A 12435-nucleotide genomic window follows, 5' to 3' on the forward strand; every position below is an offset into this window, starting at 1 on the left:
TTCCGCTCATGCAGTATCTTGCCAATCCTACCCGGTTCCTCAAGCTCGCCAATGCGCTTCTGCCCGCGCTGTGGGCGATCACCATCGCGCTGTTCGCAATTGGGCTTTATGGCGCGCTGGTGACGGCGCCGGCCGACTACCAGCAGGGTGAAACGTCGCGCATCATGTATGTGCATGTGCCGGCCGCCTGGATGGCGCTGTTCGTCTACGCGGCGATGGCGCTGGCCAGCGCCGTGGCGCTGATCTTCCGCCATCCGCTGGCCGATGTCGCGGCCAAGACGGCGGCGCCCATCGGCGCTGCCTTCTGCTTCCTGGCGCTGGCCACTGGCTCCCTCTGGGGCAAGCCGATGTGGGGCGCGTGGTGGGTTTGGGACGCCCGGCTGACCTCGATGTTCGTGCTGATGCTGCTTTATGTCGGCTACATGGCGATCTGGGCGGCGATCGACGACCCGCACCGCGCCGCCATGGTGGCGCGCATCGTGGCACTGGTCGGCGTCGTCAACGTGCCGATCGTGAAATTCTCCGTCGACTGGTGGAACTCGCTGCACCAGCCAGCCAGCGTGTTCCGCATGGATGGCCCGACCATCGCGCCTTCCATGCTGTGGCCGCTGCTTGTGATGGGGCTGGCCTACACATTCCTGTTCCTGGCCCTCAACCTGGTGGCGATGCGCGCCGAGATCGCGGCGCGCAAGATCCGCCAGGTGCAGATCGCCGAGATCGGAGAACGCTGATGGATTTCTCCGCCAAACATATCGCTTTCGTGGTCGCGTCCTATGGCTTGAGCTTCGCGGTGCTGGGCTGGCTGATCGTCACCACGCTGCTGAGGGACCGGCGGTTGCGCGCCGAAGCCGCGCGTCTCGACACCCGGCGCGGGAGCCCGCGCCAATGACAACCGCCAGCCCGCAACCCAGCCGCGCCCGGCTGTGGCTGGTGCTGATCCCGGCCGTGGTGTTCGTGGGGCTGGCGGCGCTGTTCTGGCGCGGCCTTTCCGGCAAGCCATCGGAAATTCCTTCCGCGCTTATCGGCAAGCCGGTGCCCGCCTTCGCGCTCGCGGCGGTGCCGGGCCTCAATGTCCCGGGCTTTGGAACGGCCGACCTCAAGAATGGCAAGGTGTCAGTGGTGAATGTCTGGGCCTCGTGGTGCGCGCCCTGCCGCATCGAGCATCCGCTGCTTGTCGAACTGGCCAAGCGGCCGGACATCACGCTTATCGGCATCAACTACAAGGACGAGCCCGAGAATGCCGTGCGCTTTCTCGGAACCCTCGGCCAGCCTTTCGCCGCCGTCGGCATGGACCGAAGCGGCCGCGCGGCGGTCGACTGGGGGGTCTATGGCGTTCCGGAAACCTTCGTGGTCGATGGCCAGGGCGTCATCCGCTACAAGCACATCGGTCCTCTGACGCCGGAGGCCGTGCTGGGAACGCTGGCGGGGGAAATCGAAAAGGCGAAGACCCCGCTTCCCGGCCCGTAATCCTGCGCGCCGGTTCAGGCGCGCTTGCGGGACTTGATCTTGCGAACGGGCTTCGCGGGTTCCTTCTCCTCGAGACGGTCCATCTCGGCGGCCAGCACCGCGAGATTGTCGATGAAGGGCTTCCGGTCAGGAAACGGAATGAGGGACATGAGCTGCTTGTCGACTTCCTCGGCGCCCGGCTGCGCCATTTTCAGCATCTTCTTGCCCACCGTGGTGATGCGGATCGAATTGGTGCGGCCATCGTCGCGCGTGCGTTTTCGCTGGAGATAGCCCTGGGCCAGAAGGCGGGCCACGAGATCGGCGAGCGTCGAACGGTCGATGCCGGTGAGCTTCACAAGGTCGGTCTGGCTCTTGCCGTCATTGGCGTCAACCGCGAGCAGCACGGTGAACTGGCGGTGGGTGAGCCCGGACTTGCCGACCTCGCCCATATAGATGAGATTCGAATACTGCGCCGCCCGCTTCAACAGGTGGGATGGAGAACGCGAAAACTGCTTCACATCCTTCGTCGTCGTCATACGCCCCTTCTCCTGTCCGCATCCCGGCTTCTGATGGCACCGGTTTCCTGCGAATGCTCCCGAACGCTTGGGCCAGTCTTTCGCCTTGCAGCATGAGGCTTGTCACCCCGTCGAAGCCGCGAACAAGTAGCGCCCTCGCTATTGCTCTGCAAGTGAAAAACAGCAGAAAAAAACCCTTGCTGCTCTTTAGAGCAATTCGAGTTAAGATCATCCGCATACAGAATTCAACACTTGACAAGCGATGAACAGTAAGACTCAGAACACGTCGTTTCAGCGCCAGGTACCCGCCGGCGACACGCATGAGCGCGATGTCTGCACCACCTGCGGCTTCATCAACTACGTCAACCCGAAGATCGTCACGGGTTCGATCGTGCGCCACAACGGCAAGCTGCTCCTGTGCCGCCGCGCCATCGAACCGCGCACCGGTTTCTGGACCTTGCCTGCCGGTTTCATGGAGCTTGGCGAAACTGCCGAACAGGCGGCGATGCGCGAAGCGCGCGAGGAAGCCAATGCGGAAATCGTCATCGACCGGCTGCTCGCCGTCTACACCATTCCGCGCATCGCCCAGGTGCAGATCATGTATCTCGCTCATCTCGATGGCGATGCCTTCTCGCCGGGCCCGGAGAGCCTCGACGTGATGCTCGCCTCGTGGGACGAGATCCCATGGGGCGAGCTTGCCTTTCCCTCGGTCCGCTGGGCGCTGGAGCAATATCGCGGCGTGGAAGGGGTAACCGATTTTGCGCCATTCTCGAATCCGCCCGGCGAATTCGGCGGCATGTGAGGCTACGGGGGAGGGCTTTCGTCCTCGATCGTGTGTTTCGCCATATAAGGGGCGTTGGCGAGCGCGAAGACCAGCGTGATCGGCAACAGGCCAAAAACCTTGAAGTTCACCCATTGATCGGTGGGGAAATTGCGCCAGACGATTTCATTGAGCGCCGCCAGCACCAGAAAGAACACGCCCCAGCGCACCGATAGCGTGTGCCACGCCCTTTCCTCCAGCTTCACGGCCTCGCCCATGATGAGCTTGAGATAGCTGCGCCCCATCGCGGCGCCGCCCAGCAGCACCGCGCCGAACAGTACATTGACGAGCGTCACCTTGACCTTGATGAACAGGTCGCTGTGCAGCCACAGCGTAAGCGCCCCGAACACCGCGACGAACACCGCGGAGACGAGCGGCACCATGGCAAGCTTGCGGGTGAGCGCCCAGGAGGCGGCAAGCGCCGCCGCGGTGGCCGCCATGAACACGCCGGTTCCCCAGAAGATGCCGCCAAGCCAATTGGCGGCAAAGAAGGCGACGAGCGGCCCCAGCTCGATCAGCAGCTTGGCGCCCTGGCCCAGCTTCGGGCTCGCGGTGAAGCTCATGGCCGTTCCAGCCCCGCGATGGCGCTGGCGAAGCTTTCGGCGTTGAAAGGCTGCAGGTCCTCCACCGCCTCGCCCACGCCGATCGCATGCACCGGAATCTTGAAGCGCTCCGCGATGGCCACCAGGATGCCGCCCCGCGCCGTGCCGTCGAGCTTGGTCATGATCAGGCCGGTGACGCCCGCCACCTTGGTGAAGATCTCCGCCTGGGCGATGGCGTTCTGGCCCGTCGTGGCGTCCAGCACCAGCAGCACGGCGTGCGGCGCGGTCTCGTCCTGCTTTTTGATGACGCGCACGATCTTGTCCAGCTCGTCCATCAGATATTGCTTGTTCTGGAGCCGGCCGGCGGTGTCGATGAACAGGATATCAGCGCCATCCGCCCTGGCCTCCTCGATGGCGTCGAAGGCAAGTCCCGCGGCATCGGCACCGGTGGGCCTGGTCATCACCCGCGCACCGGTGCGCGCGCCCCAGACGGTGAGCTGCTCGATCGCCGCGGCGCGGAACGTATCGCAGGCCGCGAACATCACCTTGTAGCCTTCCGACCTGGCAATCGCGCCGAGTTTGCCGATGGTCGTCGTCTTGCCCGCCCCATTGACGCCCACCACCAGCACCACGAAGGGTTTCTGCGGCCCGAAGGCAAGCGGCACGGCCACCGGCTTCAGCACCGCGGCGATCTCGGCGGCCAGGATGCGCTTGACCTCCTCGGGGTCGATCTCGCGGTCATAGCGGCCGGCCGACACCGCCTTGATGATGCGCTCGGCCATGGGCAGGCCAAGGTCAGCCTGCAACAGCACATCCTCGAGGTCCTCGAGCGTCGCCTTGTCGAGCTTGCGCTTGGTGAAGATCGACGCGATGGACCCGCCGATGGCGCGCGAGGACTTGGACAGGCCCTCGCCGAGTTTCGCGAGCAGCCCAGGCGCCGGCGCCTCTTCCTTCGGAGCATCGCCGCCGCGGCCGAACAGCTTGCGGAAGAAGCTCATGCCGCCAGCCTGGCCTCGAGATGCGCCGGGCCATGGCCCGTCACCTGCGCGGTGACGATGGCGCCGGGCGCCATGCGGCTCATGAAGCGCACCTGCGCGAAATGCTCGCTACGGCCCATGTTCTCAGTCTCGATCAGCACCTGGCGGGTGGCGCCGATCTCGGCGGCGAGGAACGCCTTGAGCCGCTGCTCGCCCTTTTCGCGAAGCCGGGCGGCGCGTTCCTTGACGATGGGTTTGCCGAGCTGCGGCATGCGCGCGGCGGGCGTGCCCGGGCGGGCCGAGAACGGAAACACATGCAGGAAGGTGAGCCCGCAGTCATCAGCGATACTCAGCGAGTTTTCGAACATGGCATCGGTCTCGGTGGGAAAACCGGCGATGATGTCGGCGCCGAAAACAATGCCGGGACGGCGGGCCCGGAGTTCGGCGCAGAAGGCAACGGAATCCTCGCGCATATGGCGGCGCTTCATGCGCTTGAGGATCATATTGTCCCCCGACTGCAGCGAGAGGTGGATATGCGGCATCACGCGCTCTTCGCCGGTGATCACGTCGATCAGTTCGGGGTCCGCCTCGATCGAATCGATCGACGAGATCCGCAGGCGCTTGAGATCCGGCACGACGCGCAGAATTCGCGCCACGAGACTCCCCAGCCGCGGGCGGCCGTCGAGATCAGCACCCCAGGAGGTGAGGTCGACGCCCGTGAGCACCACCTCGGAATAGCCAGACGCCACCAGGCGGCGGACCTGTTCGACCACGTTCTCAGGAGCGAGCGAACGTGAATTGCCGCGTCCGAAGGGAATAATGCAGAAGGTACAGCGGTGGTCGCAGCCGGTCTGCACCTGGACGAAGGCGCGGGTGCGCTCGGTGAGACCATCGATCAGCTGCGGCCTCGCCTCTCTCACCGTCATGATGTCGGCGACCGCGACGCGCGGGGCATCGCCCGCCTGCCAGCTTTCAGGCTTCAGCTTTTCTTCATTGCCCATCACCCGGGTGACTTCCGGCATTCCCGCGAACATGCCGGGGTCGGTCTGCGCGGCGCAGCCGGTGACCACGATCTCGGCCTCCGGGTTCTCGGCCCTGGCCCGGCGGATCGCCTGGCGGGCCTGGCGGGTGGCCTCGGCGGTCACCGCGCAGGTGTTGAACACGATGGCGTTTGATTTTCCCGCCGCCTCGGCATGCCGGCGCATGACCTCGGTCTCATAGGTGTTGAGACGGCAGCCGAAGGTGACGAAGCGCGCCTCCGTCATGGCTCACACCGCGAGATGGGCGGGAAGCACCCCGTCAAATTCATAGGCGACCGGCCCGGTCATGATGATGTGGCCGTCAGTTTCCCTGATCGCCAGATGAAGATCGCCGCCGGGAAGCGTGATGGTGGCCTTGGGGTCCAGCCGCCTGAGGCGGAAGCCCGCCGCCATCACCGCGCAGGCCGCCGTGCCGCAGGCCTTGGTGAGGCCGGCGCCACGCTCCCACACCCTGATCGTCGCATGATCCCGGGCGTCGACGCGGGCCAGCGTGATGTTGGCGCGCTGCGGAAACAGCGGGTGATGCTCCAGCATCGGGCCGACCTTGGCGAGGTCGACGATATCAAGGTCCGCCACCCAGAAGATGCAATGCGGATTTCCCACATTCACAACCGAGGGCGAATGGATGAGCGGTGCGCCGATGGGGCCCACCGCGAGTTCGATGTAGCGGGTGTCCTGGAACTTCTCGGAGAGCGGAATATCCTGCCAGCCGAAGCGCGGCGCCCCCATGTCGACGGTGACCAGGCGCTCGCCGCCCTTTTCCGCCACCAGGAAGCCGCCCTTGGTGTCGATGGTGGCGGTGGTCGCATGCTTCTCGTCGAACAGCATGTCGGCGATGCAGCGGGTGGCGTTGCCGCAGCTTTCGACCTCGAAGCCCTCGTTGTTCCAGATCCGCATGGCGACATCAGCCCGGGCCGAGGGCTCCAGCACGATCACCTGGTCGCAGCCGATGCCCGTGCGGCGGTCGGCGATGGCGCGGGCCCGGGCCTCGCCCATGGCAACCGGCCGCCGCCGCGCGTCGAAAACGACGAAATCGTTTCCGAGCCCGTTCATCTTGCGGAAGGGAAGAGGTGAGGCCTGCTCCATGGAGCGCCTTATATGGGAAAAGACCAGGTAAATGCTAGGCTTGTCACAACCAGGCCAACCCGTCCGGCATGATCGGGGCTAATCCTCACGATTTGGTGATTGCCTTGCAGGGCCTGACTTGCGCCACTATCTCTTGTCATTCGACGTCGAAAAGGGAGGCTGTTTCACATGATCACCGTGAATATCAATGGCCAGGACCGGGAGGTCGATGCCGAACCCGATATGCCGCTTCTTTGGGCAATCCGGGATGTTCTCAACCTGACAGGAACCAAGTTTGGTTGCGGCCTGGCCCAGTGCGGCGCCTGCACGGTTCACCTTGACGGCCAGCCCGTCAGGTCATGTCAGACGGCGATCGGCGATGTCGGCGCCGGCAAGATCACCACCATCGAAGGCGTCGCCGGAAAGGTGGCGGAGACCGTTCAGGCGGTGTGGACGGAACTCGACGTGCCGCAGTGCGGCTACTGCCAGTCCGGCCAGATCATGTCGGCCGTGGCGCTTCTCGAGCAGAACCGGAAGCCCCGGGACGCCGACATCGATGAGGCCATGTCGGGCAATCTGTGCCGCTGCGCGACCTACGCCCGCATCCGGTCCGCCGTCCACGAAGCAGCCCGCCGTCTGGAGGCCTGAGCCATGCACCCCAAGCTTTTTGAAACTCTCTCCGCACCACTGGCTTCCGTGAAGCCCAGCCGCCGTGGTTTCGTACTCGGCGCAATGGCCTCGGGCCTTGTCCTGTCGGTCGGCTTCCGCTGGCAATCGCCCGCGCAGGCGCAGGACGCCGCCGAGCCGCATCCCTTCAATCCCTATATCTCGATCGCCGCTGACAGCAAGGTGACCATCTATTCCTCGCAGTTCGAAATGGGCCAGGGCGCCTATTTCGGCATTGCAACGCTGGTGAACGAGGAACTCGACGCCGACTGGGCGCAGATCAGCGTGGTCGGCGGCTCCGGCGATGTGGCGGCCTTCGGCAACCTGGCCTGGGGCGGCGCCGCCCAGGGCACCGGCGGCTCGACCTCGATGGCTTCATCCTGGGAGCGCTACCGCACGGCGGGTGCAGCACTTCGCATGATGCTGGCCGAGGCCGCGGCCAAAGCCTGGGGCGTTCCGGTCTCCGAGATCGCCACCAAAGCGGGCGTCATCTCCCATCCATCGGGCAAGACCGCGGCCTATGCCGCGTTGGTGGCCGCCGCCTCGGCGCTGCCGGTGCCCGCAACGGTTCCACTCAAGCCGCGCAGCGCCTGGACGCAGATCGGCAACGCCAAGCTGAAGCGCTTCGACTCGCGCATGAAGACCGATGGCTCCGCCCCGTTCACCATCGACGTGAAGCTGCCGGACATGGCAACGGCGGTCATCATCCATCCGCCGAAGTTCGGCGCCACCGTCGCGTCCTTCGACGCGTCGAAGGCGAAGGACGTGAAGGGCTTCGTGCAGGCCGTTCAGATCTCGCGCGGGGTGGCGGTCGTCGCCGAAAACATGTGGGCGGCGCTCAAGGCCCGCGACCTGGTCACCGTGACCTGGAATGAAGAAAAAGCCGAGCAGCGGAGCTCCGCCGACATTCTCGCAGCCTATGAAGCCCAGTCCAGGGCGGCGCCGCTGGCGGTGGCCCGCAATGACGGCGATGCGGCGCCGGCCCTCGCGGCGGCGGACAAGGTGCTGGAGGCCAGCTTCTCGTTCCCCTATCTGGCGCATGCGGCGCTCGAGCCGCTGAACGCCGTGGCCAGCATGACCGATGGCAAGCTCGAGATCTGGGCCGGGCATCAGATGCCGGACCTGTACCAGTACATTGCGTCCCAGATCGCCGGCACGACGCCAGACAAGGTCAAGCTCCATGTCATGCCGACGGGCGGCGGCTTTGGACGCCGGGCGGTGTTCGACGCCGATGTGGTGGCGGAAGCCGTTGAAGTTGCCAAGGCGCTGGGCTGGTCACGCCCGGTGAAGGTGCAGTGGACGCGCGAAAACGACATGCGCGGCGGACGTTACCGCCCCGCCTATGTCCATGCCATGAAGGCCGGCCTCGACAAGAACGGCAAAATCGTCGCCTGGTCAAACCACATTGTGGGCCAGTCGATCATGTCGGGCACGCTGTTCGAAGGCATGGCGGTCAAGAATGGCGTCGACTTCACCTCGGTCGAGGGCGCCGCGAATCTTCCCTATGACATTCCGGCTTTGGCGGTCGGGCTTTCGACCATGCAGGCGGGGGTTCCCGTCCTCTGGTGGCGGGCGGTCGGCTCGACCCACACCGCCTACGCGGTCGAGACCTTCCTCGATGAAGTGGCCGAGGCGGCAGGCAAGGACCCGGTCGCCCTGCGGCTCGAGCTGCTTCAAAAGCATCCGCGCCATACGGCGGCGCTGAAGCTCGTGGCGGAAAAGGCCGGGTGGGACAAGCCCGCGCCGGAGGGACGGTTCCGCGGCGTCGCGGTCGCCGAGTCATTCGGCTCGGTCGTGGCGCAGATCGCCGAGATCAGCATTCCCAGCCCGGGCGAGATCAAGGTTGAACGCGTGGTCTGCGCCGTCGACTGCGGCACGGCCATCAACCCGGACCAGGTGGTGGCGCAAATGGAAGGCGGCATCGGCTTTGGCTTGAGTTCGATCCTCGGCGAGGAGATCACCTTGACCGCCGGCGCCGTCGATCAGGGCAACTATGACAGCTACACGCCGCTGCGCATCGCACAGATGCCCAAGGTCGAGGTGCATATCGTTCCCTCGGAAGCAGCCCCCAGCGGCGTCGGCGAGCCCGGCGTGCCGCCGGCCGGGCCGGCGCTGGCCAATGCGGTCTATCAGGCCACCAAAAAGCGCATCCGGACATTGCCGTTCTCGAAGGGCTTCACCGCATAACCGGACAAACAGGTTTCCGCCAACCAATACGGGCCGCCTCAATGGGGCGGCCCGAAACATGAAAAGACCGAAACCGTTTCGGTGGGAGACAGCTACAGCGGGCGAGGTAACGCTGGCTTCCGGCGCCGCGGAACGTGTTTTTCAAGCACCTTGATCTGGCGTTTCATGAACCTGTCGAACATCGGCACGGTGAAAGCTGTTTCGCCATGACGCTGACTCCAGATCATGCCTTTGTCGATCAACTGCTGGCGCACCGTCGCGACGGACGTTGCATCGACTCCAAGCGTGGCTGCGATGTCGCCGGTCTTGTGGGGGCCGGGTCCGAGTTCGGCCATGGCTCGTAGATATTTCTGTTGCAGCACCGTCAGCCGGTCAAAGCGGACCCGGAAGAAGTTGGCATCGAGGTGGCTAATGATCGCCGGATAGGCGCTTTCGACATCGTGCTTGGTGACCGGGCTTTTCGGTGCGGAATTCCAGACGTGATAGCCCCATTCCTGGATGAAATAGGGATAACGCTCGGTGACCCTCAGGATTTCCTCAACCGCATCGCTCTCGAATGCGGCCCCTTCCTTCCTGGCGGGCGCGGTGAGCGCCTCTCGTGCTGCCTCAGGTGGTAACTTGTCGATCCCGGGGTAGTTGAACAGGCGCTCGGCATATGATTTGGCGTTTCCCGCCAAGGCGGCGATCTGCGGAAGGCCCGCCCCGACGAAGAACAGCGGAAGGTTGCGTTGCGCCGTCTCATGGCAGGCGAGGACAAGGGCAGCGAGTTCCCGCGGCGAGAGATACTGCACTTCATCAACGAACAGTCCGATCGCCGTGTTCCGTTCCGCAGCTGCCTCACATAAGGCGATGATAAGCTGCGGCATGTCTTGCTCGATGTTGCCAGTGTCAGCCACGCCTGGCGTGGGCGTCATGCCGATCTCGATTTCCCCGACCGACACTCTGAAAGCGCTTCCAAAATTCCTCAAGGCCCCCATCGCCTGCCGCAGTTTCTTCCCGGCCCGCGCGATGAGGTCGAGACTGAAAAGAATGCGCCGCAGTTCCGGGATCAGCAACTGCGGAAGCGTGCCCTCTTCCGGCGCTTCGATCTTGGCGGTCTGAAAGTCCAGATTATCCGCGTCGGCTTTCATGCGGTTGAGAAGGACGGTCTTGCCAACCCCGCGCAGTCCCAGCAGCATGAGACTTTTCACTGGCCGCCGTGCGAGGACGCGCTCCATGTCAATCTGGGCGTCGGCCAGGAGCTGGTCCCGACCGGCAAGCGCGGGCGGCTGAATTCCCGCACCCGGCGCGTAGGGATTTTTCCGGCGATCCATGGCTGATGTCTAGCAAAGTTTAGTCACTTTAACAATCATTGCATTAAACCTTGAAAATTCTGCTATTCTCACCTGCCCTGATTGCTTTCTCCCGGAGGCCCGGTTTGACTTCCCCGCCGCTTTCTCCTATGCCACCGCCATCACATGACGGCTTGAACGTCTTCAGGCGGTCTCACACATGGGGTTCTGACATTCCCGGGAGGTGAGGCGGCCAACATCCGGCAGCGAGTTTCGCCCCCGGGTGCAATAGGCATTTGGGCGGCGGGAACAGGAACCATGTTTGACACCTTAAGCGAGCGGCTGTCCGGCATTCTCGACAAGATCACCGGCCGGGGCGCGCTCTCGGAGGCCGATGTCGACGAGGCGCTGCGCGAAGTGCGCCGGGCGCTGCTCGAGGCCGACGTGGCGCTCGAGGTGGTGCGCGGCTTCACGGAGAAGGTGCGCGCCAGGGCGGTGGGCGCCGAGATCGTCAAGTCGGTGAAGCCTGGCCAGATGGTGGTCAAGATCGTGCATGACGCGCTGGTCGAGACGCTGGGCGGCGCCGAAGGCGCCTCCCTCAACCTCCGCGCCTCGCCGCCGCTCGCCATCCTGATGGTCGGCCTCCAGGGCTCCGGCAAGACAACCACCACCGCCAAGATCGCCAGGCGCCTCACCGAGCGCGAGAAGCGCAGCGTGCTGATGGCCTCGCTCGACACGCGCCGCCCCGCCGCGCAGGAGCAGCTCGCCATTCTCGGCAAGCAGGTGAAAGTCGATACGCTGCCGATCATTGCCGGCCAGCAGCCCACCGACATTGCCCGCCGCGCCATGTCGGAAGCGCGCAAGGGCGGCTATGACGTCGTCATGCTCGACACGGCGGGCCGGCTGGCGATCGACGAGGAACTGCTCGCCGAAGCCGCCGCGGTGCGCGACATCGTCAAACCCAACGAAACCCTGCTGGTGGCCGATGCGCTGACCGGCCAGGACGCGGTGAACCTCGCACGCGCCTTCGACGAGAAGATCGGCGTCACCGGCATCGTGCTCACCCGCATCGACGGCGATGGCCGTGGCGGCGCCGCGCTCTCCATGCGCGCCGTGACCGGCAAGCCGATCAAGCTGATGGGCACCGGCGAAAAGCTCGATGGCCTCGAGGACTTCCACCCGGAGCGCATCGCCGGCCGTATCCTCGGCATGGGCGACGTCGTCTCTCTGGTCGAGAAGGCGGCGCTCAACATCGACCAGGACAAGGCCCGCAAGATCGCCGAGCGCATGAAGAAGGGCGCCTTCGATCTCGATGACCTCGCCGATCAGCTCAGGCAGTTGCAGAAGCTCGGTGGCATGGGCGGGGTGATGAACATGCTGCCCGGCATGGGCAAGATCAAGAAGCAGATGGAAGGCCTCGACCTCGACAACAAGGTGCTGAAGCGCCAGCTGGCGATCATCGGCTCGATGACGCCCTATGAGCGGCGCAACCCCAAGGTGATGGACGCCAAGCGCAAGCGGCGCGTGGCGGCGGGCTCCGGCACCAGGGTGGAGGAGATCAACCGCCTGCTCAAGATGTATCTGCAGATGGCCGGCATGATGAAGCAGATGGGCCAGGGCAAGGGCATGTTCGGCAAGATGTTCGGCGGCAAGGGCGCGCCCGATCCGGCGGAGCTCGAAAAGATGCAGGCGGAGCTTGCGGGCCTCGACCCCAATGCCTTGCCGGAGGAACTGAAAGACATGATCGCGGGCGGCGCTGTGCCGCAGAGCCCCAGGCTGCCGGGCCTCCCGGGCCTCGGCGGCGGCAAGCTGCCCGGACTTGGCGGTTTGCCGGGGCTGGGCGGCTCGCCCTTCAAGGGATTGCCCGGCTTTCCGGGCAAGAAGAAGTGAAGTTCACAACACACGG

At 64.9% G+C, this 12435-nt stretch carries 13 protein-coding genes; 7 read left to right on the top strand and 6 right to left on the bottom strand.

The features are described 5' to 3' along the window. The first annotated feature begins 8 nt into the window (after positions 1–8). The 3 genes from ACKOED_RS14785 to ACKOED_RS14795 are packed head-to-tail and all read left to right on the top strand — an operon-like array spanning position 9 to position 1467. Positions 9–731, top strand: coding sequence for a heme ABC transporter permease (locus ACKOED_RS14785; protein ID WP_408917381.1), 723 nt, complete (start codon positions 9–11; stop codon positions 729–731). Beyond that, positions 731–889, top strand: coding sequence for a heme exporter protein CcmD (ccmD, locus tag ACKOED_RS14790; protein WP_408917383.1), 159 nt, complete (start codon positions 731–733; stop codon positions 887–889). Before ACKOED_RS14785 ends, ccmD begins: the two co-directional genes overlap by 1 nt. Next, the gene (locus ACKOED_RS14795; protein ID WP_408917385.1) at positions 886–1467 is read left to right on the top strand and encodes a DsbE family thiol:disulfide interchange protein; all 582 of its coding nucleotides are present in this window, start codon (positions 886–888) and stop codon (positions 1465–1467) included. Before ccmD ends, ACKOED_RS14795 begins: the two co-directional genes overlap by 4 nt. A 14-nt stretch (positions 1468–1481) precedes the next feature. Here ACKOED_RS14795 and ACKOED_RS14800 read toward each other — a convergent pair whose 3' ends face one another. After that, on the bottom strand, positions 1482–1982 hold the full coding sequence (locus ACKOED_RS14800; RefSeq protein ID WP_408917386.1) for a MarR family winged helix-turn-helix transcriptional regulator: 501 nt from the start codon (positions 1980–1982) through the stop codon (positions 1482–1484). Between the two features lie 241 nt (positions 1983–2223). On the opposite strand from ACKOED_RS14800, the gene ACKOED_RS14805 reads away from it, so the two are divergent. After that, positions 2224–2763, top strand: coding sequence for an NUDIX domain-containing protein (locus ACKOED_RS14805; RefSeq protein WP_408917387.1), 540 nt, complete (start codon positions 2224–2226; stop codon positions 2761–2763). Positions 2764–2765: 2 nt separating this feature from the next. On the opposite strand, the gene ACKOED_RS14810 is transcribed toward ACKOED_RS14805, so the two are convergent. The 4 genes from ACKOED_RS14810 to dapF are packed head-to-tail and all read right to left on the bottom strand — an operon-like array spanning position 2766 to position 6426. Beyond that, on the bottom strand, positions 2766–3344 hold the full coding sequence (locus tag ACKOED_RS14810; RefSeq protein ID WP_408917388.1) for a septation protein A: 579 nt from the start codon (positions 3342–3344) through the stop codon (positions 2766–2768). Then, a complete protein-coding gene (gene ftsY / locus ACKOED_RS14815) occupies positions 3341–4321 on the bottom strand; it encodes a signal recognition particle-docking protein FtsY (RefSeq protein WP_408917389.1) in 981 nt (326 codons plus the stop codon). The genes ACKOED_RS14810 and ftsY overlap by 4 nt, the downstream gene beginning before the upstream one ends. Then, entirely contained in the window at positions 4318–5565 is a 1248-nt protein-coding gene (mtaB, locus tag ACKOED_RS14820; protein ID WP_408917390.1) for a tRNA (N(6)-L-threonylcarbamoyladenosine(37)-C(2))-methylthiotransferase MtaB, read from the bottom strand. Before mtaB ends, ftsY begins: the two co-directional genes overlap by 4 nt. A gap of 3 nt (positions 5566–5568) precedes the next feature. Next, positions 5569–6426, bottom strand: coding sequence for a diaminopimelate epimerase (gene dapF / locus ACKOED_RS14825; protein WP_408917391.1), 858 nt, complete (start codon positions 6424–6426; stop codon positions 5569–5571). A gap of 168 nt (positions 6427–6594) precedes the next feature. Between dapF and ACKOED_RS14830 the strand changes: the two genes are divergently transcribed. Both ACKOED_RS14830 and ACKOED_RS14835 read left to right on the top strand, forming a co-directional pair. Next, on the top strand, positions 6595–7053 hold the full coding sequence (locus ACKOED_RS14830; protein WP_408917392.1) for a (2Fe-2S)-binding protein: 459 nt from the start codon (positions 6595–6597) through the stop codon (positions 7051–7053). A 3-nt stretch (positions 7054–7056) separates the two neighbouring features. After that, the gene (locus ACKOED_RS14835) at positions 7057–9258 is read left to right on the top strand and encodes a molybdopterin cofactor-binding domain-containing protein (RefSeq protein WP_408917393.1); all 2202 of its coding nucleotides are present in this window, start codon (positions 7057–7059) and stop codon (positions 9256–9258) included. Positions 9259–9350: 92 nt separating this feature from the next. Here ACKOED_RS14835 and ACKOED_RS14840 read toward each other — a convergent pair whose 3' ends face one another. Further along, positions 9351–10571, bottom strand: a complete 1221-nt coding sequence (locus ACKOED_RS14840; RefSeq protein WP_408917394.1) for an AAA family ATPase — start codon at positions 10569–10571, stop codon at positions 9351–9353. A gap of 276 nt (positions 10572–10847) precedes the next feature. On the opposite strand from ACKOED_RS14840, the gene ffh reads away from it, so the two are divergent. Then, positions 10848–12419, top strand: coding sequence for a signal recognition particle protein (ffh, locus tag ACKOED_RS14845; RefSeq protein WP_408917395.1), 1572 nt, complete (start codon positions 10848–10850; stop codon positions 12417–12419). Positions 12420–12435 lie beyond the last annotated feature (16 nt).

This window comes from Aestuariivirga sp. (assembly GCF_046093005.1).
Classification (GTDB): Bacteria; Pseudomonadota; Alphaproteobacteria; order Rhizobiales; family Aestuariivirgaceae; genus Aestuariivirga.

What these genes read in the sequence shown, in the direction of transcription:
- ACKOED_RS14785 (WP_408917381.1), top strand. Translation starts at nt 9, where the DNA reads ATGCAGTATCTTGCCAATCCTACCCGGTTCCTCAAGCTCGCCAATGCG.
- ccmD (WP_408917383.1), top strand. Translation starts at nt 731, where the DNA reads ATGGATTTCTCCGCCAAACATATCGCTTTCGTGGTCGCGTCCTATGGC.
- ACKOED_RS14795 (WP_408917385.1), top strand. Translation starts at nt 886, where the DNA reads ATGACAACCGCCAGCCCGCAACCCAGCCGCGCCCGGCTGTGGCTGGTG.
- ACKOED_RS14800 (WP_408917386.1), bottom strand. Translation starts at nt 1,982, where the DNA reads ATGACGACGACGAAGGATGTGAAGCAGTTTTCGCGTTCTCCATCCCAC.
- ACKOED_RS14805 (WP_408917387.1), top strand. Translation starts at nt 2,224, where the DNA reads ATGAACAGTAAGACTCAGAACACGTCGTTTCAGCGCCAGGTACCCGCC.
- ACKOED_RS14810 (WP_408917388.1), bottom strand. Translation starts at nt 3,344, where the DNA reads ATGAGCTTCACCGCGAGCCCGAAGCTGGGCCAGGGCGCCAAGCTGCTG.
- ftsY (WP_408917389.1), bottom strand. Translation starts at nt 4,321, where the DNA reads ATGAGCTTCTTCCGCAAGCTGTTCGGCCGCGGCGGCGATGCTCCGAAG.
- mtaB (WP_408917390.1), bottom strand. Translation starts at nt 5,565, where the DNA reads ATGACGGAGGCGCGCTTCGTCACCTTCGGCTGCCGTCTCAACACCTAT.
- dapF (WP_408917391.1), bottom strand. Translation starts at nt 6,426, where the DNA reads ATGGAGCAGGCCTCACCTCTTCCCTTCCGCAAGATGAACGGGCTCGGA.
- ACKOED_RS14830 (WP_408917392.1), top strand. Translation starts at nt 6,595, where the DNA reads ATGATCACCGTGAATATCAATGGCCAGGACCGGGAGGTCGATGCCGAA.
- ACKOED_RS14835 (WP_408917393.1), top strand. Translation starts at nt 7,057, where the DNA reads ATGCACCCCAAGCTTTTTGAAACTCTCTCCGCACCACTGGCTTCCGTG.
- ACKOED_RS14840 (WP_408917394.1), bottom strand. Translation starts at nt 10,571, where the DNA reads ATGGATCGCCGGAAAAATCCCTACGCGCCGGGTGCGGGAATTCAGCCG.
- ffh (WP_408917395.1), top strand. Translation starts at nt 10,848, where the DNA reads ATGTTTGACACCTTAAGCGAGCGGCTGTCCGGCATTCTCGACAAGATC.